General features: G+C 42.3%; 22 protein-coding genes. 1 reads left to right on the forward strand and 21 read right to left on the reverse strand.

Translation table 11 applies throughout. The annotated features are described in order from the left end of the window. From fliO to JX580_RS08435, 21 genes are all read right to left on the reverse strand, one after another. On the reverse strand, nt 1–468 hold the full coding sequence (gene fliO / locus JX580_RS08335; protein ID WP_248850086.1) for a flagellar biosynthetic protein FliO: 468 nt from the start codon (nt 466–468) through the stop codon (nt 1–3). Further along, on the reverse strand, nt 465–938 hold the full coding sequence (gene fliN / locus JX580_RS08340; RefSeq protein WP_248850087.1) for a flagellar motor switch protein FliN: 474 nt from the start codon (nt 936–938) through the stop codon (nt 465–467). Before fliN ends, fliO begins: the two co-directional genes overlap by 4 nt. After that, nucleotides 931–1950 carry a flagellar motor switch protein FliM gene (gene fliM / locus JX580_RS08345; RefSeq protein WP_248850088.1) on the reverse strand — a complete coding sequence of 340 codons (1020 nt, stop codon included), beginning with the start codon at nt 1948–1950 and terminating at the stop codon, nt 931–933. The genes fliN and fliM overlap by 8 nt, the downstream gene beginning before the upstream one ends. A gap of 12 nt (nt 1951–1962) precedes the next feature. Further along, on the reverse strand, nt 1963–2499 hold the full coding sequence (locus JX580_RS08350) for a flagellar basal body-associated FliL family protein (protein ID WP_248850089.1): 537 nt from the start codon (nt 2497–2499) through the stop codon (nt 1963–1965). A 179-nt stretch (nt 2500–2678) separates the two neighbouring features. Then, nucleotides 2679–3680 (reverse strand): methyl-accepting chemotaxis protein, encoded by a 1002-nt coding sequence (locus tag JX580_RS11930; protein ID WP_283103579.1) that lies wholly within the window; start codon nt 3678–3680, stop codon nt 2679–2681. Between the two features lie 9 nt (nt 3681–3689). Continuing rightward, nucleotides 3690–5591, reverse strand: coding sequence for a flagellar hook-length control protein FliK (locus tag JX580_RS08360; protein WP_248850090.1), 1902 nt, complete (start codon nt 5589–5591; stop codon nt 3690–3692). Between the two features lie 78 nt (nt 5592–5669). Beyond that, nucleotides 5670–6098: a flagellar export protein FliJ gene (gene fliJ / locus JX580_RS08365; RefSeq protein ID WP_248850091.1), complete on the reverse strand. Its 429-nt coding sequence runs from the start codon at nt 6096–6098 to the stop codon at nt 5670–5672. Nucleotides 6099–6105: 7 nt separating this feature from the next. Further along, the gene (gene fliI, locus JX580_RS08370; RefSeq protein WP_248851908.1) at nt 6106–7449 is read right to left on the reverse strand and encodes a flagellar protein export ATPase FliI; all 1344 of its coding nucleotides are present in this window, start codon (nt 7447–7449) and stop codon (nt 6106–6108) included. Beyond that, nucleotides 7449–8273, reverse strand: coding sequence for a FliH/SctL family protein (locus tag JX580_RS08375; RefSeq protein ID WP_248850092.1), 825 nt, complete (start codon nt 8271–8273; stop codon nt 7449–7451). The genes fliI and JX580_RS08375 overlap by 1 nt, the downstream gene beginning before the upstream one ends. A 3-nt stretch (nt 8274–8276) precedes the next feature. Then, a complete protein-coding gene (gene fliG, locus JX580_RS08380; protein WP_248850093.1) occupies nt 8277–9302 on the reverse strand; it encodes a flagellar motor switch protein FliG in 1026 nt (341 codons plus the stop codon). Then, on the reverse strand, nt 9292–10992 hold the full coding sequence (gene fliF / locus JX580_RS08385; protein ID WP_248850094.1) for a flagellar basal-body MS-ring/collar protein FliF: 1701 nt from the start codon (nt 10990–10992) through the stop codon (nt 9292–9294). The genes fliG and fliF overlap by 11 nt, the downstream gene beginning before the upstream one ends. A gap of 61 nt (nt 10993–11053) precedes the next feature. Beyond that, entirely contained in the window at nt 11054–11389 is a 336-nt protein-coding gene (gene fliE / locus JX580_RS08390; RefSeq protein WP_248850095.1) for a flagellar hook-basal body complex protein FliE, read from the reverse strand. Nucleotides 11390–11536: 147 nt separating this feature from the next. Next, nucleotides 11537–12907 carry a sigma-54-dependent transcriptional regulator gene (locus JX580_RS08395; RefSeq protein WP_248850096.1) on the reverse strand — a complete coding sequence of 457 codons (1371 nt, stop codon included), beginning with the start codon at nt 12905–12907 and terminating at the stop codon, nt 11537–11539. Further along, nucleotides 12894–14054 (reverse strand): sensor histidine kinase, encoded by a 1161-nt coding sequence (locus JX580_RS08400; protein ID WP_248850097.1) that lies wholly within the window; start codon nt 14052–14054, stop codon nt 12894–12896. The genes JX580_RS08395 and JX580_RS08400 overlap by 14 nt, the downstream gene beginning before the upstream one ends. Before the next feature lie 135 nt (nt 14055–14189). Further along, entirely contained in the window at nt 14190–14510 is a 321-nt protein-coding gene (locus JX580_RS08405; RefSeq protein ID WP_248850098.1) for a fusion glycoprotein F0, read from the reverse strand. 26 nt (nt 14511–14536) lie between these two features. Then, on the reverse strand, nt 14537–15232 hold the full coding sequence (locus tag JX580_RS08410; protein WP_248850099.1) for an LPP20 family lipoprotein: 696 nt from the start codon (nt 15230–15232) through the stop codon (nt 14537–14539). 54 nt (nt 15233–15286) lie between these two features. Next, nucleotides 15287–16369, reverse strand: coding sequence for a hypothetical protein (locus JX580_RS08415; protein ID WP_248850100.1), 1083 nt, complete (start codon nt 16367–16369; stop codon nt 15287–15289). 22 nt (nt 16370–16391) lie between these two features. Continuing rightward, nucleotides 16392–17732 (reverse strand): hypothetical protein, encoded by a 1341-nt coding sequence (locus tag JX580_RS08420; protein WP_248850101.1) that lies wholly within the window; start codon nt 17730–17732, stop codon nt 16392–16394. Nucleotides 17733–17769: 37 nt separating this feature from the next. Further along, nucleotides 17770–20427: an aminopeptidase N gene (gene pepN / locus JX580_RS08425; protein ID WP_248850102.1), complete on the reverse strand. Its 2658-nt coding sequence runs from the start codon at nt 20425–20427 to the stop codon at nt 17770–17772. Between the two features lie 70 nt (nt 20428–20497). After that, nucleotides 20498–21040, reverse strand: a complete 543-nt coding sequence (pal, locus tag JX580_RS08430; RefSeq protein WP_248850103.1) for a peptidoglycan-associated lipoprotein Pal — start codon at nt 21038–21040, stop codon at nt 20498–20500. A gap of 272 nt (nt 21041–21312) precedes the next feature. After that, a complete protein-coding gene (locus tag JX580_RS08435; RefSeq protein ID WP_248850104.1) occupies nt 21313–21978 on the reverse strand; it encodes a helix-turn-helix domain-containing protein in 666 nt (221 codons plus the stop codon). Between the two features lie 574 nt (nt 21979–22552). Here JX580_RS08435 and JX580_RS08440 point away from each other — a divergent pair. Continuing rightward, entirely contained in the window at nt 22553–23584 is a 1032-nt protein-coding gene (locus JX580_RS08440; RefSeq protein ID WP_248850105.1) for an FAD:protein FMN transferase, read from the forward strand. The last annotated feature ends 48 nt before the right edge of the window (nt 23585–23632 follow it).

The following is a 23632-nucleotide window of genomic DNA, read 5'->3' on the forward strand; positions in this document are numbered from 1 at the left end:
CTAAGATTGATCACTGGACTTTCTTTGCATAATAGCGTCTTGAAGACGTTTAGTAAAACTAACTGTCTGATGGGTTGATACCGTGTTCACTTGCTGTTCAGAGGCTAAATCAACCGGCTGTTCAAGTTTGTGCAATGTTGATATTTTGCTGCTTGTTACCCCAATCAGCAACTGATCATCACCTACTTGGATTAACATTATTCGTTCACGCTGACCGACAGATACCGCACCTAAGACCATTAACTTTCCATCTGCCACACTAGCAAACCGCCCAAAACGCCTCAAGAGCCAGGCGCCAAAAAAAATGATCAGCAACACAAGCAACAGCGAAACCATGATTTGTGCTAAATAATCACCGGGTCTAACCAATCCTGCTCCACTTATGGCGGTCTGTTCGTCAGCCAAGGCACTGGACATGGTTGCCAGCAAAGTCAAACCAAAATAAACGAACGAACGAACCAGTTTCATCTGAGCTTCTTTATTCGTTCTTGTGGACTAATTACGTCTGTTAAACGTACGCCGAACTTATCATTGACAACCACTACTTCACCATGAGCGATTAGGGTTCCATTTACCAATAAATCTAATGGCTCTCCGGCCAATCGATCCATTTCAATGACTGAACCTTGCGTATAGGACAATAAACTTCTAATCGGCACCCGAGTCCGCCCAATCTCCAACTGAAGCGTTACAGGAATATCTAACAACACATCAAGGTCAACTCTATTCCCATCACCCTTGGAATAATTTAACTCTTCAAATGCAGCCGTTTTAGCATCCAACTTCTCATCACTTGCCGACTTAGACTCGACTTCTGCTTGTTCATTAAGCGCTGCCGCCCATGGATCTTCTTCAGCTTCTGAGCCTTCTGCTGACTCAGCATCAGCCTGTTCTTTTAACGCATCACCCCATGCGTCTAATTCATCTTGCTCACTCATTAAACCAATCCTTTGTATTTTCAATTATCCGGTCTGAATATGCCGGATGACGGACAATTTCTTGAACTTTAATTGCTTTTTTATCATTGCTAATCCCAACTTTTCCTCGCGCAATCGGGATATCCTCAACCTTAAGTGAAACCATTTTTGGCATTTCAATCGGAATAATATCGCCTTTCTCCATCTTAAGTACGTCCTGCATAAACATGGACACTTCGGTCAAGCTAGCACTTAAAGATACTTCGATATTTTTTGCCTCTTCCCTTAAAGTCTTTGACCAATGAGTATCACCATCACCCTGTAAGTTTTGCATACCCTCTTCAAGTTTTTCCCTCACCGGTTCAAGCATTGCATAGGGCATAACAATATCAATACGACCTTCTACACCTTCAAATCTCACATTTATTGGGCTGATAACAATCATATCCGTTGCGTCAACAATCGCGGCAAACTTTGGATTCATTTCAGAGTGCATATACTCAATTTCAATATCCATCACCGGTGCCCAAGCTTTTCTGAGTGTCTGATTCGCAATATCCAAAATGCTACGAATCATGCTCATCTCAACCGGTGTGTAATCCCTGCCCTCGATCTTAAAAGGTAATAAACCTGTTCCGCCAAAATATATGTCAACGGCGGTGAAAATAAGTTTTGAATCCAAAGTAAACAAAGAAACCCCATTAAGGGGCTCAATCCGATAGATATTTAAACTCGTTGGGACAAAAAGATTACGAAGATAATCAATCATTTTAATTATTTTAACTTCGCCGGCAGCCACCTCAACGGTTGAAAGAATCATCTCATTGAAATGGCGTTGAAAACTTCTCGCAAAGCGTTCATTAATAATGTCCAACGCAGGAAGACGCCCACGAATAATACGCTCTTGATTGGTAAAATCAAAGGTTTTGGCAATCGAAGAATCCGCTAAATCATCATTTTCAGCTTCAACATCACCATCACCCATGCCTCTTAAAAGCGCATCGACCTCGTCTTGACTGAGGATATCATCCATTTACAAACTCGATCACTGGGTCACAAACCGGGTTATAAAAATATTGGCGATTAAATCAGGAAAAATGCCATTTTGTTCCGCGACCGTTTTGACCGCCTCTAAAACACGCTGCCTTACCACCTCCTGACCATCATCCGCACTGATTTCTGTATAGGTGACTTGTCTTAAAAGCATTTGAATATCATTCTGTAATATTGGACGCAGATGCTCCATATCTTCGATAACTTCAGGATAGCGAGACATAATATTTAAATCTACTGCAATAAATCTTGCTCGACCTTCTCCACGGAAATTGACCACAAATTTCATTTCCAAGTAAGAAGGTGGTGTTCCTGCCTTAGGTTGAGGATATTGTTTAAACGTCGGAGAGTATTGCATTACCTGCTGTTCTTCTGACTTTGGTTTATCACTATCTCCGGAGGTAAGCAACAACATGGTCATCACGCCAACCCCTACAAGCAACAATACAATAACGACAAGTAGTGCAATAATTAGCCCTTTACCACCACCTTTTTTTTCTTCCTGTTCCACTTTTTCATCTTTTGCCATGACTAACCTCTACTCTTTAAACTTAAATAATTCTATTCAACTTTGAATTCAATTTTCTTATTCTAAACCAAAGTATCCATTAATTCAGTCCGTGTTTAATTATTTTACGCATAAAAAAACCCCAATTGGTAAGACATTCTAAAAAAGAATACCAATTGGGGTCGTTTAAGAAAAAAACTTTACTTTAAAACCGCACTCAAACTTTTTTGAACTGTTTCCAATTGTGCGAGTGAATCTGCAATGACATGTAGCGACTCACTAACTCTTTCAGCTTGCAATTGAGTCGTTTCAACACGCTCTTGTCCATTTTCCATAACCTGAACTGCACTTCTAGCACGCTGTTGTAGACCTTCAATAATAGCCTGTATTTCAGTTGTTGCTTGCTGTGTTTTCCCAGCAAGAATACGCACCTCATCAGCTACAACCGCAAATCCCCGTCCGTGCTCGCCTGCCCTAGCAGCCTCAATCGCAGCATTCAACGCCAACAGGTTTGTTTGCTCTGCTATATCACGTATCAAAACAAGCACAGTTCCAATGTTACTACTATCGGATTCAAGCTGCTTAATCACACCGGTAGCACGCGTCACCTCATCGGTTAATCCACCCACCTCAGTAATCACCTTTTGAACTGACTGAATACCTGCCTGCGAACCTTTGCCCATGTCTTTGACAGCTAATTCAACCTGATCAGATAAGTTTACAATTTCAGTCATATCGCTTTTGTTAGTCGCACCTGCAGAGGCCAACTGCTGATTCACCAACTCTTCTTGAGCAGACTCAAGAGCCTGGTTTAATTGATTAATCTGCTGCTGTTGAGTCTGAGATTTTTCTCGATAGTTTTCCAATTCCTGTTGACGTTGATCCAGCGTCTGCTGCGTCTGTTTTAATAAATTATTAAGTGCACGTATCAGTTTTGGATCTGTGTTCTGAGTAGCCAAAGCCTGATCAAAACGCTTTTCCTCAGACAGGGTTTTTAACTCATCAACTAATTCACCCTGATCACAAACTCCTGACTTATTACACCAAATCAGATACACCAAAGCACTAGCGATCACTGCTGTTACGCCTGCAGCTATAATAATATAACCAACCAACGAACCGACTCCAATCTCAGAACTAGCAAAAGCAAGCCCGGGTAATGTACTAATAGCCAAAGCCACTAGCTTAGTATTTGTTTTCATCTTCCTCTCCTAAACATAAAAATCAATTAAATTATCTGACTGCAACTCAGGCTTTAGCTCTTCGTCTTTTATTTCTTCATTGGCACCTAAATGCCTCTGGTTATTAGAATCCTGCTCTGCTTTACCCTCGCCAAACAAACCTTCTTCGCTCACTTTAATATCTTCGAAAGCAATTCCGGCCTCGGATAACATTTCCCTGAGCCTCGGAATGGCTGCCTCCAACGCTTCTCGTGTAAGTGCATGCTGAGCGGTCATCGAAACACTCAACAATTGATCACGATCAAGCTGAAGTCTCAATTGAATTGGGCCTAACTTTTCAGGGTTTAAACTAATTTGAGCCTGCTGCATTTGCTGGTTAGCCATAAATAAAATGCGCTTACCTATCGCTTGAGCCCACTTTTCGTGATTGATTGGATATTGCACTGAAGCCAAAGCTGGCCCGGTAGCTGATCTCTCGGCTTTTGGCTGAGCCTCTGAGGTTGAACTCCAAGCGTCCCTTGATAAATCTAGCTTAATATCCGACTCCCTAATAGACCGCTGTTGATCAATCACCTGCTCTTGACGTATCAGTTGCTGAGCAAAAGATTGGAGCTGTGCCGTTTGATTTTGCTGCATTTGTGTTGGTCGTTCAGAACCAGAACCAAACTCACTTCCAGCCCCCGTCATCGTATTTTGCTGACCACCTGCAACACTCGACAAAAATGTGTCAAACCTTCCGCTTGCACTGACTGGCGTGGTCAGGCCAACAATATTAGTGCTCTTTTGCGCCCAAAAATCCTGTGCATAGGGCACCCTAACCCCCGGCCCTGTTAACCCCCAAATATCTGTTTCTGGAAGCTGATAGAAGTTAAAATTTAGAAAACCAGAATCTTGCTGGGAAGATGCTTCTTGCTTTAAACCTTCAGTTTGAGCATGTTCAATTCGTTGAATATCAGATAGACGGGGATTATCCGTGTCTTCATCATTGTTTAGCCATACATCTGAAGCGACAAGCAGGCCTGGTTGTTCGATATTAACTTCAAACCGCTCTTGCTCCATTTTGCTGAATGACTCTTCAGTTTGAAGCTTAGTCTCACTCGCTAGGGGTTCTTTAGTTTTAGCTTGTTGTGTTGGTTTTAACTCCACTTGTGCTTGGTTTGATTCAGCTAAAACCTTAGCGACTGGCTTAACCAGTTCAAGGTCTTCACTATTTTGATTGGCTTCAGCCAAACTGCTTAAATCTTCAGACCCTATAGCTTTAGCTTCAAACTGTTCAGTTTCCTTCAACAGGATGCCAGGGTCTGACGCGACTTTACCCAATTGATAATCTTTGAAATCTGATTCTTCAGGCAAAATCTGATTTGTGATCACTAAACGGCTTTGCTCACTTATTTGTTGTGTTGGTTTTAACTCCACTTGTGCTTGGTTTGATTCAGCTAAAACCTTAGCGACTGGCTTAACCAGTTCAAGGTCTTCACTATTTTGATTGACTTCAGCCAAACTCTCTAGACTCGAAATCGTTTTAGACTCTTCACTAACGTGGGTAGCATGGGTAATTTGCTTAGTGTTGAGACTAGTATTCGCTTTTATAGCCTCTGTTGCAAAACCTTGTGAAACAAGCCAAGCAGCAAGGCTCTTTTGCGGCGACCCCGCTTGGGTAGATGATTCATCTAAGAATAGAGGTGAAAATGGAGTATATTCAGGCGTAGGATTTTCTATGAGTGAGGTTGAGTTCAAATACGACCTAGCAAACCCCTCATGCTTTTCCAGCATCGAAGGCTGCATTTGGGCTGCAAGGTGATGAGTAAAAATTTCTGACCAGGCGTTTATAGGCGAGTTTAACACCATATGATTAATCAAGCCCTGCATGCTAAAGCTAGGCTTTGGTTCCAATCGACCCGCAGTGTCAAAAACTGAATTTAACAAATCCATTACTCTTCTACTTAATTTTTATTAAATAAAATATTACTTTGAATTTGTTAAAGCAATTGCCGTGCCGAAAATACAATACTAACGTTTAAAGTTTTGTGATGCTAACTCATCAAGCATTTTTTGTTCTGCCCGCTCTGTCTGCTGGTATTCCTTACGCAACAAGTTTTGATAAACCTTATCTAAGGCTTGCAAACGCATCCGCTTTTCTGTCCATTGTTGCTGAGCTTGCTCAAGCATAGCTTCTATTGATTTCAACTGAGTTTGCTGCCCCTCAATGGCTAAATTCAATTTATTAATAAAGGCCTGGGTCGTTTGCAACTGTATCGGCAACATCTGACCGCTTGTGGTCAGTCTTGCCATATATTCATTACGATAGTTTTTTAGGTCGCTAAGCTGTTGCTCAGTAAAAGTTCGGTTAGCTCTAATTTCTTTTAATGTCAACTGAGCCTTATCAACATCCTGCTCTGCAAGTTCGACAAGCACTTTTATACGCTGCGCTCGACTCATGACAAAATCAACTCAACGCTTTTTTTAGGGCCATAAAGCTCTGAGGAAAATCAAAACGTTCATCAATAGCTTGACTTAAAAAGCTCAGTAAATGGGGCTGCTTTTGAATTGCCAAATCTATATCAGGGTTTGAACCCTTGCGATAAGCCCCTACACTAATCAGATCCTGGTTTTGTTGATAAAGCGAATAGAGTTTCTTGAATCTTTGAGCTTGTAAATACTGTTCTTTTTCAATCAATTCAATCATAACACGACTAATTGAAGATTCGATATCAATGGCTGGATAACGGCCTGAATCAGCAATCGCTCTAGATAAAACAATATGCCCATCCAATACACCGCGTGCAGAATCCACAACCGGATCAGATTGATCATCACCCTCAGCCAACACAGTATAAATAGCTGTTATCGATCCAGTACCCTTAGCGCCATTACCTGCACGCTCTACCAGCTGCGGCAACTTAGCAAATACCGAGGGTGGATACCCCTTACTTGCCGGCGGTTCGCCTATAGCAAGCGCTATTTCACGCTGCGCTTGAGCAAAGCGGGTTAACGAATCCATTAACAACAAGACATTAAGACCCTTATCCCTAAAAAACTCAGCGATCGCCGTTGCCAACATCGCCCCATGCATTCGCATTAAAGGTGGGTCATCCGCTGGGGTTGCTACCACTACAGCACGTTTTAGCCCTTCTTCACCTAAGTTTTGGCGGACAAAATCATTTACCTCGCGCCCACGCTCTCCAATTAAGCCGACAACGACCACGTCAGCACTGGTAAAACGGGTCATCATCCCCAATAGCACACTTTTACCGACACCAGTCCCAGCCATTAACCCCATTCGTTGACCTTGACCAATTGTTAACAAACTATTAATTGCTTTAACACCAACATCTAAAGGCTTTACGATAGGCTGTCTATTTAAAGGATTGATACGATTACCTGTCAAAGAGACAAGCTCATCCGAAGTCAAAGCCCCCTTCTCATCTAAAGGCTGACCACGACCATCAATCACACGCCCCAACATAGAAAAGCCGACAGGAACCTTCACTCCGCCGCTAATAGGGATCACTCGTGCATTTGGTGCCAAACCGTGAGTTTCACCAACTGGCATTAAAAACAAACGATCATTATGAAAACCAACCACCTCTGCAACTACTTCAGTTCCAGAGGGATGTAACACCTTACAGCGTGCACCGATAGGAGCATAGGTACCCACCACCTCTAGTGTCATGCCAATCATTCTTACCAAACGCCCCTCAACAACCAGGCCTGGTACTGATGGCAAATGATTACTCAGCTCCTTCAACGCATCTGCTAAACCATTATTAAGCTGCTCCTGAAAAAACATCAAACTTCTGAATTGCTAGAGTGAGAGGGATCGGGATGGGTAAAAGAGTCGACATCATTATCTAACTTTAAAGCTGAAGTCTTAGCTAAAACAAGGGCTTCTGTTTCGAGTAACAACTCATCCAAGCGTGCTCGCCATTGATGATGAACAATAGAATTAAGCTTCTTAACACGGCATTCACCAACTTGAAGCTTGGAATTGGCTTTGATCACCCAGCCTTTTGAAGACTCTGCTTGATAAAACCTTACTAATTCGAGATCCTCTGGATTGAGTTCCACTTCAATTTCCGCCTGATCATCAGGCAAAAGCTGAACCGCCTGCTCAATAAAATGCAGAACTTTTTGTTTATCGATTGTAACTGCCTCTTCGGTGATGCGCTCAGCCAGTTTCATAGCTACAGTAACCAATTGCTGATAAATATCAGAAGAAATCAAGCTGTAAGGATGCCGAAGTGAGTTGAATGCCGCCTCTAAACGTTCAACTTTTGGTTTTAATGTTTCAAGTGCTTGCTGCTCAGCCCGCTCAATACCCACTGTTTGCCCGGTTTCAAAGCCCGCTAAATACCCTTCTTCATAGCCTTGCTGCTTAGCTTCTTCGTAAGCCTCGCGCTTCAGAATAGCTGTTTGCTTAGCCAGCTTTGGCTGTATTTCTTGTTTAATCTTTTCTAATACATCAGCCCGCACTGATTCTAACTGCTTCTTAGCATCTGATGCTAAATCAACAAATTGCCATTTATGTATATCAGGCGACTTGACTTCTCCAGCCTGCATGACGCGGGAAATCGGCTTCGAATTTTCTTCTGAAGCCTTACTGGTCTTGGACATGAACTATATAAACTCCTCGCCACCACCCGGCATCATGACCTTACCTTCATCGGCAAGACGGCGCACCACCTGGATAACACTGCGCTGAGCCTCTTCAACCTCGCTTAATTTGACTGGGCCACCTGACTCTAAATCATCACGCATAATATCGGCTTGACGTTGAGACATATTGCCCAAGAACTTTTCTTTAAGTTCATTATCCGCACCTTTAATTGCCAAAATAAGGACATCATTAGGCACGTCAGCGAGTATGGCTTGAATACCTCGATTATCGATACCAATAATATCGTCAAATACAAACATCTTATCTTGGATTGATTTGCTAATATCTTCATGCTCAACCGCAATCTCATCCAAAATTTTAGTATCCATGCCGCCGCCCACATAGTTGAGAATTTCAGCAGCACGCTTATCACCACCTATCGAAGCCAACTTGCCGCCCTTGCCATCGCCTGTTCCCGCTTCCAATACTCTATTTAAATCAAACAAAGCCCTTGGCTGAATAGTACTTAAAGTCGCAATACGATAAACCACCTCTGCCTGGAAACGCGCGGGAATACCTCGGAGAATCTCAGCTGCCATATCAGGATCAAAATAAGAAAGAATAATTGCAACAACCTGTGGGTGCTCATTACGCAGCATATTTGAAATGGTACTTGGATGCATCCATTTCATCGCTTCCAGACCTTTCACTTGATCACCAAGCATCGCTGCATCCAGCAAATAGCCACCACCTTCACCCAGAGCATCGGTCATAAGACTCTGAGCATATTCATTAGCATCAACGCCAAGAGCATCTTCACCCACCAAATTCAAAAAAGATTTAAGAACATGGTTAACGCTCTTATGACTAACATTTTCAACTCCTGTCATCGCAGTGCCTAATTGCTGAACCTCTCTGGGGTTTAAATGTTTAAGCACTGAACTTGCTGCGTCTTTACCGACTGCCATTAATAAAATTGCAGCCTTGTCATACCCCGATAAAGCGGGGGCATCATCAAGCTCTTCTAAAATTGATTCAGCCACCATCGCCCTCCTGCATCCACTGCTTAATAATCATAGAGGCGAGTTTCGGGTCACTCTGTACGAGCGTTTTTACTTTTTCAAACAACTCGGCTTCCTCAGAGTTAGATGCCCCTTTCGCCTCTTCAGAAACCTGTGCCTGCAACTCTTCATTCATCTGATCTAAAGCCTTAGCGATCTCATCGCCATCCCGAAGCTCGTCTTTGTCCTCTTCGACATCTTCTGGATATTCAAGATAAACCTCGTCCTTTTTAGTTAAATCTCTTAATATAGGACGCACAACAGCAAAGAAAATAATCAAAATTGCCAATGCAGCAAGCAGTTGTTTCATAATATCCCAGAACCAAGGCTCTTGCCAGAAGGGGGTTGCCTCAAAAAAATCATCATCCGGCTCAACAAAAGAAGCATTAATTAACGTTAAGGTGTCGCCTCTTAGTTCATCCAAGCCGACTGTATCAATAATTAGACGGCGGTAATTTTGTAGCTCATCCTCAGTTAACGCTTGCCGTTGCAAAACGCCATCAACCAAAGTGAGTCTATCGTCAAGCACTACCGCTACAGATAAACGACGAATAGAACCTACCGATGTTTTAATATGACTAATAGTACGATCGATTTCAAAGTTCCTTGTGCGACGCTCAGACATGCTTTTTAAATTAGGATCGTCCTGAGCGCCAGTATAACCCTCCTCAGGAGCCAAGCCAGCCCTTGGTGGCTGATTTGTCAAAGCTCCGGGGATGCCCATGGGCCCTTGATTTCGATTTAATTCTCTGATCTCCTGCTCTGATCTAATAGCTGAAGGATCTGGTTCAAACAACTCTCGCGTTTGTTCTTGCTGGGTAAAATCAATCTCAGCAGTCACTTGAGCTCGAACTTTACTTGCCCCCCCTACAACTGGAGCGATTAAACTGACAACACGATTGGTAAGGGTCTCCTCAACCGTTCGAGTATATTCCAACTGACGCATATTCATTTGCAATTGAGCAGTCTGGTTATTATTTGACAACAGATTGCCCAACTGATCTACCACGGTAACGTCGCGCGGGTTTAGATTTGGAATACTCGCCGCAACCAGGTGAACAATCGCAGAAACGGCTTGCTCATCCAATGTTCGACCTGAACGCAATTTGATGACCACTGATGCGGTAGGTGCCTCTTGCTTACGGACAAACACCGAACGTTTTGGCAAACCCAACATGACTCTGGCCGATTCAACCTGGTTTAGAGAAGCCACTGATTTTGCTAACTCACCTTCAAGCGCACGATGATATTGTGTTGTCTCTCTAAACTGAGATATACCAAATCCCTGCTCTCTATCAAGCAACTGATAACCTGTTTCAGCTTGGCGCGGATAACCGTCTGATGCCAATTGAAGCCTCAGAGCATGAACCCGATCTGCAGGCACCATTAGAGAACCACTATTGATATCCAGCTTATAATCTACCCGTTGAGCATCGAGAATCTGCGCTACTTCATTCATTTCAGCGGTACTCATACTGCCGAAAAGTAAGGTATATTGAGTGGATTGAGACCAAAGGAGAATGCCTATGGCTAATGCGACAGATGCCGACAAACCGATAATAATAGCAATTTGCCGGGCAACCGGAAGGGAGGTAAGATTTTCTACCAGAGTCGATAAAGGTGAAGTGCCAGTACGCGTATTTAATTTATCATTTATTGACGCAGATTCAGCCATACCACACTCAGTTTGAATTAATTAAAATAGCCGATTACCCTAAATTATTTTAAATTTAGTCCTATATCGGCATATTCATGACGTCCTTATAGGCCTCCACAAGCTTATTTCTGACTTGAGTCATCGCCTGAAAAGATAAACTGGCTTTCTGAGCCTGCAACATCACCTCAGTTAAATCCGCACCCTCATCTCCACGCTCAAAAGACTCCCTCATCTCGCGCGCTTTGTGCTGCTGATTGTTAACACCTTCAACAGATTGCTTCAACAAATCTGCAAAGCCCTGAGCGCTGGATTGACCCGTTTGCTCCGTAGCTGTAACAGCTAAAGGCTTGTTTTGCGCTTCTGCCGTAAGAGCGCGCATCTGAAGCATTAATGATTGTGTATCAATTTTATCCATCAGGGAGTACTCAAGTAAAACCTAGCGATTTAAATTATCGCATAATTTAAAAAAATAATCGACGTAATCGATCTATAAACCTATCTAAAACTTAGTTAAAAACTAGAAGCATGGCCTGTGCCAAAAGCTAAAAACTAACAATGAGTATTACACATCTATTCCCTGGTCTTTTAACTTAGCTAATTTATAACGCAATGTTCTAGGGCTTAGGTTTAGATCCTCCGCAGTTTTTTGCCGATGTCCATTATTTCTCTTGAGAACCGATAAAATTAACTCTGTCTCTCTGGCTTTTAAGTCTAATGTCACATCGTCCGAAGACGTTAGTTCACCTGATTCAATAACCCGCTGCTCTTTAATTTGCCCATTAAAAACCTCAACCGATGCCTCATTAGAGGCTAACCCATCATCAAATATAATATTAGAAGCGCTAATTTCATCGCCCGTTATCATCACCAATGCACGTTGAATTACATTGTCTAACTCACGAATATTACCAGGCCAATCATGTGATATTAGTCTTGCCATCGCACACTCCGTTAGCTCAGGTCTTGCGCAACTTGAAACAGAATGTCTAATTAACAACTTATTGGCAATATGCTGTATATCCTTCGGGCGCTGTCTTAATGCCGGCAAATGCAAGGGAAACACATTTAATCGATAAAATAAATCCTCACGAAAACGCCCCTCTGCAATCGCCTGCTTCATATTAATATTGGAAGCACTAATTACTCTAATATCTAGCGAAATCGTTTGCAACGAACCTATGCGTTCAACCTCTCTTTCTTGTAAAACCCTCAGCAACTTGGCTTGAAGATCTACTCGCATCTCACCAATCTCATCTAAAAAAATCGTGCCTTTATTTGCCTGCTCAAACTTGCCCGGCATAGACTTTAACGCCCCAGTAAATGCACCCTTTTCATAGCCAAATAACACTGCCTCAAGCATATTATCAGGAATAGCGGCGCAATTTATCGCAACGAATGCTTGATCCTTACGATCCGACTGCTGGTGTATGTATCGAGCCAACACCTCTTTACCCGTACCACTTTCACCCGTTATCATGACATTTGCTGTCGACTTGGCAACACGATTTGCCATATTTTTAATTTGTACACTGGCTGAATCAGCCACCACAAAGTCATCGTCCAAAGAAGCATCGCGGTTAAAATAAGCCCGTGCCTTTTGAACCAAAACATCTGCTTCAAAAGGTTTCACCATATAGTCTACCGCACCTGATTTCATCGCATCCACAGCCTGCTCAATAGTTCCATAAGCAGTCATCAACACAATCGGTAAATAAGGCTTTAGGGCACGAATACGTTTCATTAAACTGTAGCCATCCATACCATCCATACGGATGTCAGAGAAAACCATTGCGATATCATCATCTAACGCAACTAGCGCCTCTTCTGCAGAGCTTACCGCTGTCACTTCAAGTTCATTTAAAGTTAAAATATCAACAAGCGCTTCTTGCAAAGCTGGATCATCTTCAACAACTAAAATTTTAGCTACACTCACAGATCTCTTTCTCCGTTTTACATAATGGCAATCTTATGCCAAATTGAGCACCTTTTCCAAGCTGCGACTTAAGCCATACTTCGCCACCATGCGCTTCAGCAATAGTGCGAACTACCGCCAATCCCAAGCCTGTTCCTTTAGCTCTGCTGGTGAAAAAAGGTTCAAAAATCTTCTCCTGAACATCCAGCGCAATACCAGGACCTTGATCACTAACAATTAGATCAACCCATTTCTCATTGTATAACGCAACAGAAACTCTAATACTAGCTTTAAGTCTAACCACATCAATTGCATTAATAACCAAGTTTTGCAATGCAGTAATCATCGAATCACGATCCCCTCGAACCCATATCTCAGTAAAAATGTGTTCTAAAAACAACTGACTTTCAGTCGAATTAACCTGTTGCTCGAGAGAAGAACAAAGATCTTCCAACAGGGCGCCTACTTCAATCCGTGTTTGTCCTGTGCTCCCTCCTTTCGCATACTGCAACATATCCTTGACCAGACCTTCAAGATGCTTGAGGTTTAAAAGTACCTTATGAGTAAACTTTGCGCGCTTATCCGGCTCAATGTTTGGACTTGAAAGCTGAGACACATATAAAAGGGCGGCGGCCAACGGCGTACGAATTTGGTGGGCAAGTGAAGCAGCCATTTCCCCCATAGAACGCAAACGTTGATGTCGATTAACATGATCTTGTAACTGACGAGCAGCAGTCACATCTTGAATTAACAAAATAGTACCAAGCGCCTGATCAAGAGTGACTTGAGATAACTGATACACCGTACCACTTCGAGACACAAACTCTTCAGCATCATTGCGACTAACAAATACTCGCTCAACCACCTTTGCCCAAAGATCACCTAGAGCATGGGAACCAAGAATATCTGCAGCACTTGGATTCATTTCAATAATTTGATTATCAGTATTTAAAACAATTACACCGGCAGGTAGTAAAGTCAGCAGGCGCTCCAATCTGTCTGCAACACGGTGTTTTTCATGGTCACTTTTTGCAAGTTGCGCTTGCAAATGAACCACCTGATCCTGAAGTGCCTCGTAGGCTTGTGTTAACTGGTTAGACGTTTGATTAAACAGTACAAAGGCTTTCTCTAACTCCGCCAGCCGGTCTTTTTCATTTTGCTGGAGCATGTTTTTTCCATTTAATCGAAATATGTGATTAATATTAGACTAATACTAACCCATAACCCAGCACTCAAACAAGTTTAGCTGTCAATGAATTATACAATTATTGATGGTTAAGCATCGATTAAATGAAAGCCAAAGCTAAGGGTAAGAATAAAGACGATCAGTAAAACGACCATGACGTGGCGAGGAAGAACCAGAAGAAGAATGACTATAAAAATATTGATCAAGTTGATCCTGGATCGAATCAACTTGAATTTGAAGTTTGGAGACTGTGCTTGCCTGCCTTTCTGAAGCCTGGTTTTGGGAAGCCTGCTGAGCACGCATCTCATTGACCTGTTTTTCAAACTGAGTCAGCTTATCTTCGAACACATTGACTCTTGCTGAGATGCTAGTCGCATAAGCAACGTTTGCCATACCGAACATCATTATAAAGGCAAAAAACCGGAGTTTAGAAAACACAATCCAACCCTCTTCATACAATATACCTAACGATAGTTTGCAGCATCATAACAATTAAATCCAATTGTGCAAACTTCCAGTGGCTCTAAAATTCGTTGTTTATTTTGACCTGTGTAAACAAATACATCTTCAAAAAAATCACGGTCAACAAACACTTCTAAAACCGTTTCGTAGTTATTATCGGCCATTGGCGTAATACTTACAATACGCGCTCCTCTCACCACCGCATTAACTCGCGCTCTAAAACTATCATTTTGTGCTGTCAAGGTTGCGACTGAAGTGTTACTGTCAATTTTTATACCATAAATTTGTTCCGCTAGTGCACGATACGCATCAAGCTTTGATGCACGTATAGCCATCAATCGACGCTGACCATCGGTAAAGCCCTCAAAATTATTTTCAGCGCCATAACCAACACCCGTTATCTTAATGCGCTCTTGACTTCTACGCTCTTTAACAACGACATGAGTAGTCAAGGGCTGAGAATGATTCTGCCTAACGACCTCACCCTTAGCTTGCTTGGCAATTATTGCATCGGCTAATCGTTGAATATCGTCATCACTCAAGCTTGCTGCAGGAGTGGTTTTCGACTTATCAGTTTGAATCAAATAACCTCCATTACGATCATAGCCACTGTCAGAGGCTTTAAACTCAGGCTGAGACTCACACCCCAGCAACGCTAAAGAACCTAATAACCCGACCATTACTAAATACTTTTTCATCTCTACTACTCCAATGCTTCATAAATAATTGCAAAAATGTTTATTAATACTTAATCAGGGATAAATACCACCATGACCTGATTGATACATTAGCCCTGATGCAGGCGGGGCTTGATAACGGTATTCTGTCGACTTTGAACTAGGTTTTTCCTCTGAAACGGCTTCACTAGAAATTTGTTTTGACTGGCCTTCGCTCATTGTCAACTGCTTCTCTAACAGCGTTTTTTCCATTGATTTCACCGCTTGTAAAACAGAAGCTTGTTGCGTCTGTACACTCGTAACTCGGTTATTAACCTCAACGATTCTTCTTTGCGCTACAGCAAGATTTCTTGTCAAACTATCTATTTTTACCTCTAGATTCGAGGAGACCGCAGCGGTATTGTTCGCTGTTGAGACCGGAATATCAGCATCAATCGGCGCAGCACCTCTCAAAACCATATTATTCGGCTGCTGCTGTGACATTACATCTGCACTCAACTGTTCAACCTGAAAACTCACTGCATCCAACTTACGATTCAATTCACGAAGAGATCGCTCATTGGCCTGTGCAGCAACCCGGGTAATTTCCAGTTCTTCTTTGGCTTCAACTAACAAGGACTCCAGTCCTGAATCGCCTTTAGACCCAAATGCGGCCCAGGATGCCATCACAATTGCAATAACCACCAACACGCTCAGCCCAGAGCCAAAACCAATGACCATTTTCTTGATTGAATCCATCTCTTCCACCGTAAGTTCGTCTGATTTATGTGCACCCTGCTGCGCACGTCTTGCAATAATTTCGTCTGTGTTGTCCTGCATCTGCCGGCTAATGGGTGGCTCTCCCCCGGAAAGGGGAATGGATGCTAACTGATCGGAACCAGCTTGCACACTCTCATCATCTAAGCCTAACATATCATTAAGCGCCAGATCCTCTTCTGCTGTAAGCGCCGGATCAATTACAATATCTTCTTCACGCTCGCTCAAATCCTCTCGCATAGTTTCGGGGGGATTATCTTCGATCAGCTTTTCATTGACTTTTAACTCAGGCTCTTGCGCCGTCTCAGCATCCTCTTTGCCAAAATCGAACTCAGCTTCATCCAACAGCGCATCAATGCTATCTAAGTCATTAGGATCAATTGTTTTATTCGCTTCAGCCACTACGCTTCTATAGCCTCAGAAATTATAGACCCTTAGGGTCTTGAACGATTTCATCCAACATCGTTTGCCTTAAACGACCTTGATCTAAAAAAAATAGACTTGGTAAAAAGTGATATCTTCCGGACTGATCCACCACTAAATGCCCTACATCGGTAGGCACTTGAAAGGGTAAAGACGATTCAGCACGTTTAACCAAGGTTGCCACAAGATTTGCTAAAGCATGAAATAGGCCAATCTCTAGAGCTTCTGCATTATTTTTCAACCCCGAGGTTAATTGCTGAGTAAAATGCGCAGGAAGCAATGCATAGGTTTGCTGCCAAGAAGTCTGACTATTTACAAAAACTTTTATATCAGGTAAATCACTTGGTAACCATAAAAAATCAATATCCCTACCATAAAAATTAAGCAGCGGCTTAACCTGAAGCGCCTGCTGCTGACTTAAAACTGCAACCAGTAAGGTTTTATCCCTTCTAACATAGGTTTCGACTTCAAGGTTACGCCCAAGTGTGCGCTGAAGCCAACTGGATCTGACATCGGACTGACTTGCCCCCAGCACTGACCCGAGACTTTTATCCACCCCCGCCTCCAACTGAAATTGGTCTAATGCTTCAGTAGAAACGCCCTGCTGAAGATACCAAGCTTTAATTTCACCCATTAATGTTTTTGAAAAATCCGAACCATCAGTCAGCCAAATAATACGATTAAAATCCAGTTTCTCTAGCATGGGTATAAGGGTCTGATAAAAAACAACCGCATGTGATGAGGGTGAAAGGAGATAAGGCCGTGTTATCTCCATACTGCTAAAACTAATCGTTGGAACCTGCAAATTGTATTGATTAAAAGCTTCTGCTTTTTGTCGCTCAAGTGGACCTATAACCAGGTCTGGATTAAACAACTTAACCAAACGAACCAATTCAGACATATCTTGATAAAGATCCGTATCCAAAAAATGCAAGCGACGTCCTTCAAAAGCCTGATTAAACACTTCAACTATTGCACTTGATGCTTGAGCTAAACCCGTTGACATTGGGAGCAACACAACAATATCACGCGCATCCGCTACTGAGCTAAAACCAGACTCAAACTGAGGAATAGGTTCAAGCCGACCCTGTTGATGAATCAGCGCTTCATATCGAGATTTAAATTGATCCGGCACCGTCTTTTGAGCAAGTTGATACATATTGACCAGGAACAATCCCTGCTCTCCATTTCGAAGAGCTATTTCGGTTCTTAGCAAAAGAATCTCAAAATCTAGTAAAGCTATCTTTTGTTGCGAATTCGAACCTTGATCGGCAAAGCTTGCCGAATTTATGCCCCAGATCGAAACAAGAACAAAAGCAAACAAAACTATATGCTTAGACACTAAACGCTCCTTGATTCGGTCAGTCATAAACACTACTCTACAAGGACTTCTCCAATAATTCATAAACATCTTTGGACTGTACATTAGCCATTAAAGAAATCAACTCGCTACGCATCAGGTCTTGGCGCTTGGCATCAAAACGCCGCCACTGCATTAAAGGCACCAACATTCTTGCAGCTACCTGAGGATTTATCTCATCTAACTTCAATACCTGCTCAGCTAACCAAGCATAGGCCGCGCCATCTTTACGGTGAAACGCCAAAATATTTTGTCGACAGAACACACCTATCACGCTGCGGACTCGATTGGGATTACTATAACTAAACTTAGGGTGTGCAGTCAGCGTTTGCACTGTTTCAAAAACCCCTTCTCGATGAGAAGCTGCTTGAATAGAAAACCATTTATCAAGAACCAGTGGTTCATCTTGATACTTATCGTAAAAATGCGCTAAGGCAGAATCCGTTTGTGGCGAGGTTAAATTTGACAAACACTGAAGCGCGGCCTGTATATCTGTCATATTCGACTGCTGGTCATACTGTTGTTTAATCCGTGTGATTATCTGATCCGTTGCCAAGGACGACAAGTAACTTAGTGCCGTATTTTTCATTAAACGTTGAGCAATCTGCTGCTTGTCATAGCGATACGCCTGATCTGCCAGACACTTCTGATAAACCTCAAACAACAGTGTTTCATACTTTTGCGCTAAACTTTTTTTCATTTGCTGATGCACCGAAACCAATGCTTCAATATCCACTGCATCATACTGCTCAATCAGATAATTTAAATCGGGCAGTGTTAATGAATAAGCCAATAAAGCGAGATCGGCTTGATCACTATTCAAAGCTTGAGATACCAGGGTTTCAAATAAATCTGCGTAAGCTGCTCCCAACTGATAGGCTTGCTGAGCTTGAAAACGCGCTATATTGGCCATTAATTCCATTAACGCTAAACGTTGTGCAGACTCCCAGCGATTAAAACTATCCGTGTCATGGCAAGCCAAAAAAGCCAATTGCTTCTCAGAATACTGATACTCCATAATAATAGGGGCTGAAAAACCCCTTAAAAGTGAAAGTTGAGGTTTATCACTCACCCCATTAAACTCAAAGACTTGATTTTCCTGGCTAATTTTCAAAACATAATCCTGTCCTTCAAGCTTAACGGCTGACGAATAGTCAGCCGCCACCTCAGGATAGAGGGTTTCACCCTGATCATTTAAAAAGCCAATTTTAAATGGAATTAAAAAAGGGGAAAACGAATTATCAGCTTTTAAATATTGTTGAAATCCTATTTTAATACTGGCATTCACAGCATTATATTCAGCCTTTACTTTTAGGTGAGGGGTGCCAGCTTGAACATACCAGGCCTGCATTTGATCAAGATCAACCTGATTCGCATCCGCCATGGCTTGCCGGAAATCTTCGACAGTCACCGCCTGACCATCATGACGTGCAAAATAAAGATCCATCCCCTTTCTAAAGCCGTCTTTACCTAAAAGCGTTTGATATAATCGCACCACCTCAGCACCTTTTTCATAAACCGTTAAGGTGTAGAAATTATTCATTTCGATATAGGATTGCGGCTGAATCGGGTGGGACATCGGGCCTGCATCCTCAGCAAACTGATGACTCCTAAGCCTTCTAACATCCTCGATACGTTTAACGGCTGGCGATAAGCGATCGGCCGTAAACTCCTGATCTCTAAAAACAGTTAGGCCTTCTTTTAAAGTTAATTGAAACCAATCACGGCAGGTGACACGGTTTCCTGTCCAATTATGAAAATACTCATGCGCAATCACCGCCTCAACGCCTTCATAGTCGACGTCAGTGGCAGTCTGTGGGTCTGCTAACACATATTTTGAATTAAAGATATTGAGGCCTTTGTTCTCCATCGCCCCCATATTAAAGTCATCCACCGCAACAATCATATAAGTATCGAGATCATAAGTTAACCCAAAACGCTGCTCATCCCAGCGCATTGCATGAATCAAAGAATCCATCGCATGGCGGCAATGAGGCAAATGATGTGGATCGGTATAAATGCACAGCTTAATCGTTCTATTATCCGCGGTAAAATACTGGTCTTCCAGTGAAACCAAGTCGCCGGCTATCAACGCAAACAAATAACAGGGTTTTTTAAAAGGATCATGCCAAATCGCAAAATGACGCCCATCGGCGAGCTCACCCGATTCAATCAAATTACCGTTTGACAACAAAACTGGATAGGCTTGCTTATCGGCAATAATTTTCGTTTGATAGACGGATAGTACATCAGGACGATCAAAAAAATAGGTAATGCGCCTAAATCCTTCCGCTTCACATTGTGTACAAAAATTGCCGGATGATAGATACAAACCCTCAAGCGCGGTATTGGCCTGTGGATTAATTTCTGTAACCACCTCCAACTCAAACTCATCACCTTCTGGACTTAAAAATAAATGTTCCTGTGTGACTTGAAAGCCAGCTTCAGACAAAAGCTGCCCATTAAGCCTAACCGACTTAAGTACTAAACCTTCACCATTCAACTTCAACTTGTTTTCTGATTCAGATACAGACCTGCTAGCCAAGCGTTTTATTAGCATTCGGTTGGTCACTAGCGTTGAGCTGGCCGACAACTCAAATAACAGGTTGACAGACAACACCTCAAAGTCACAGGGTTGGTATTCACTTAAATAGTTAACTTTCGCTTCAAGCGTCATAGTTTATCCACCAATTATCTAAAACAAAAAAGCCCTCCAAAGGGAGGGCTAATCTAGTATCTAAATCACTTTAATATGCAAACTCTGCACGACGGTTTTGTTGCCATGCCTGCTCATTACTCAGATCCACTAGAGGCATATCCTTACCAAAACTAATCACATTTAAGCGATTGGGATTAACACCCTGAGCCATTAAAGCGTCTTTCACAGCATTGCCACGGCGCTCGCCCAGAGCCAAGTTATACTCTCGTGTACCGCGCTCATCGCAATGGCCTTCAATCGTTAACCGCGCATTAGGGTTTAATTCTAAATACTGGGCATGTTTCTTAATAACATCAAGATACTCTTGCTTAATCTCTGCGCGATCAAATTCAAAATGCACTCGCTTGCCTTGAAGACTTGCAAACAGCTCAGCAACTCTTGAAGCCTGATCCTGCTCAAGCCCTTCGGCCACAACAGGCTTGCTAGTGGCCACGCCCGCAGTTGAAGGCATTGAGCCGGTCTGAACAACACTTTGATCTGTCTGATCGGAAGTAGGTGTTGAACTACAGCCTACCGCAAATAAGCTAACCAATGAAACCACTGCAACATTTTTAATGCGTAAAAATTCCATACTACACCTCAAGGCAATTTGAAAAAATATCGTCGGGATTATAACAAAATAAACCTTGACCAGCGGTGTTTAACGCTTTTAGATTCAAATTTAATAATCCAAAAACAAAAAAACCCGACTCAAAGGTCGGGCCAAGCGGGCTACATTAGAAAACCGATAATACGACTTCCTATCACTCAGATTAAATTAGACCATAACTGCATAAGTAAAATCTTGATCGATATCAATTCCATAACAAAAACCTGGACATTATTAACTTTACCTAAGCCTGGTTAAGCTCGCTTGACCTCTACTTGCTTATCTGTAATTAATTGATTCTCATCCGCCAGACTAGCCAGAGAGGCCATGTCAAGGATCTCAATATCTTTGCGCTTCCATTGCACAATATTTTGTTCTGCCAACTTGGCCAAAATCCTAGAAAAAGTCTCTGGAGTTAGACCAAGGAACTGAGCCACTTCACGATGCAATACCCCAAACCTAAATTCAGTATGTTTATAACCTCGATTTAAAAACCTCTGTGAAAGATACCAAACGAAATAGGCTACCCGCTGATCTGCATTGCGCTTAGATAATATCTCCGAATGAATACGAGTATCGTTGATGCCACGACTCATTAAACATAACAATTGATGGTTTAGCGCCGGTATTTGTAATGCCAAACGCTCTAGCTGATCAAAAGGCAAGGTACAAACTGAAGTATTCTCCAGAGCGACCGCATTACATTGGTAGAATAAATCCTGCACCCCATCCATACCAATTACATCGCCAGGTAAATAAAACCCAATCACCTGTTCTTCGCACTGCTGGGTAATGTTATACACCTTCACGCCACCAGCTTTAATCGCGTAAAGATTATCGAATTTCTGACCCGCTTTGTACAAATGCTGACCCTTAGTTAGGCGAGGCGTTCTTTCTACAATAGAATCCAATCTCAACATGTCAGATCGCACTAAACCTGTTGGAAAACAAATTTTTTGTAAGCCGCAACTTGTACACCCTGAACTATACGCTGGCCTTAACCCATTCACATTGCATCCTTAATGTTTGAACTTGTTAATTTGTGATTTTAGCGACTAAGAGGGAGACTGTCACCTATCTACCCCCTAGCATTTTTTAATCTGAACATAAAAATATTTTTTTCACACTTTAAAAAGGGTTATCTCTGCGATGCTTGTCTATTTTTTAAGCACCCCTAAAGATTCAGGCTAAAACAAAGCACTTAGCCTACATTCAAACTTTTCATCAACAAACTTATCCACAGCTTCTGTGAATAATAAACCTGAAACAGCATGCAGCCTAAATAAATTAAATACAACAAATTCAACAACTTGAAAAAGTCAATACATCAGATAAATTCTTTAGCAACTTAATACTGTAAATATTATTCAATACTTGACAGACCTAAACGAAATGCCTAATAAAAAATAAAATATACAGCCATAACAGATTAAAAGAAACTCCGTAAGCCTTAAAATTGTTAGAATCTAACTCTGTATTGCTAGGCTGAAAAACATGAAAACGCTTAAACACCTTCTGCTGTCGCGACAAATTATTTCTTTGCTTTGCTTTATGCTTATTTTGCCTGGATGCCAATCAGACACCCGGTTAGAACAAACTTTTTACACATTTGGCACAGAGATAACCCTTGTCATTAATCACCCAGATCATGCAACTGCCCAGCTTGCCATTCACGAAATCGAACAGGCTTTTTATCAGCTTAACCAAAAATGGCACGCTTGGAATCCAGATTCAATGCTGTCTGAAATAAATCGTGCACTCGCAGAAAATCGTAGCTACCCACTTGACTTACAAAGCTATAGATTCATCAAAAAAAACCAGCAATATAGCCAACAAAGCGACTATCTATTTGACCCAGCTATCGGCGGGTTAATCCGACTTTGGGGGTTTCAGGGGCAAGCCAATCCTAGCCCGCCCTCCGATGAAGTACGTCAAAAATGGCTAGCCCAACGTCCATCGATTAAAGATATCAGCTTTATAGACCAACAAATCAAAAGCCATAATACCGAGGTTAGGCTTGATTTTGGTGGTAGCGCTAAAGGCCTCGCGATGGATGAAGCGGAACGGATCCTACAGCATTACTTAATCAGGCACGCACTCATTAACATAGGCGGCGATATTAAAGTACTCGGCTATAACGCAAACAAGCAGGCCTGGTCAATCGGCGTGCAAAACCCTAAAAACCCTGCTGAGGCGATAGCTCGCATTAAAGCTAACAACCAAGACCATATCTTCACCTCTGGCACCTATCAACGCTACTTTGAATGGCAGGGAAAAACCTACAGTCATATTATTAACCCCAATACCGCCTGGCCGGCCGATACCCTTGCCTCGGTAACCGTTATTCATAGCGATGCGATTTTGGCTGATATTGCCGCAACGGCATTAATGATTGCAGGCCCAGATGATTGGCAGCGTATTGCCCACCAACTCAACGTTGATCGCGTAATGGTTGTAAACCAACAAGGACAAATTCAACTGACCCCTAAAATGGCCAAACAGGTGACCTTAATCCCAACAAATTAAATTCAATCTTCAAGCTCATAGAAGTAGCCCAAACCTACTCAGTTTATT

Origin of the sequence: Thiomicrospira microaerophila (assembly GCF_023278225.1) — a bacterium.
Lineage (GTDB): Bacteria > Pseudomonadota > Gammaproteobacteria > Thiomicrospirales > Thiomicrospiraceae > Thiomicrospira > Thiomicrospira microaerophila_A.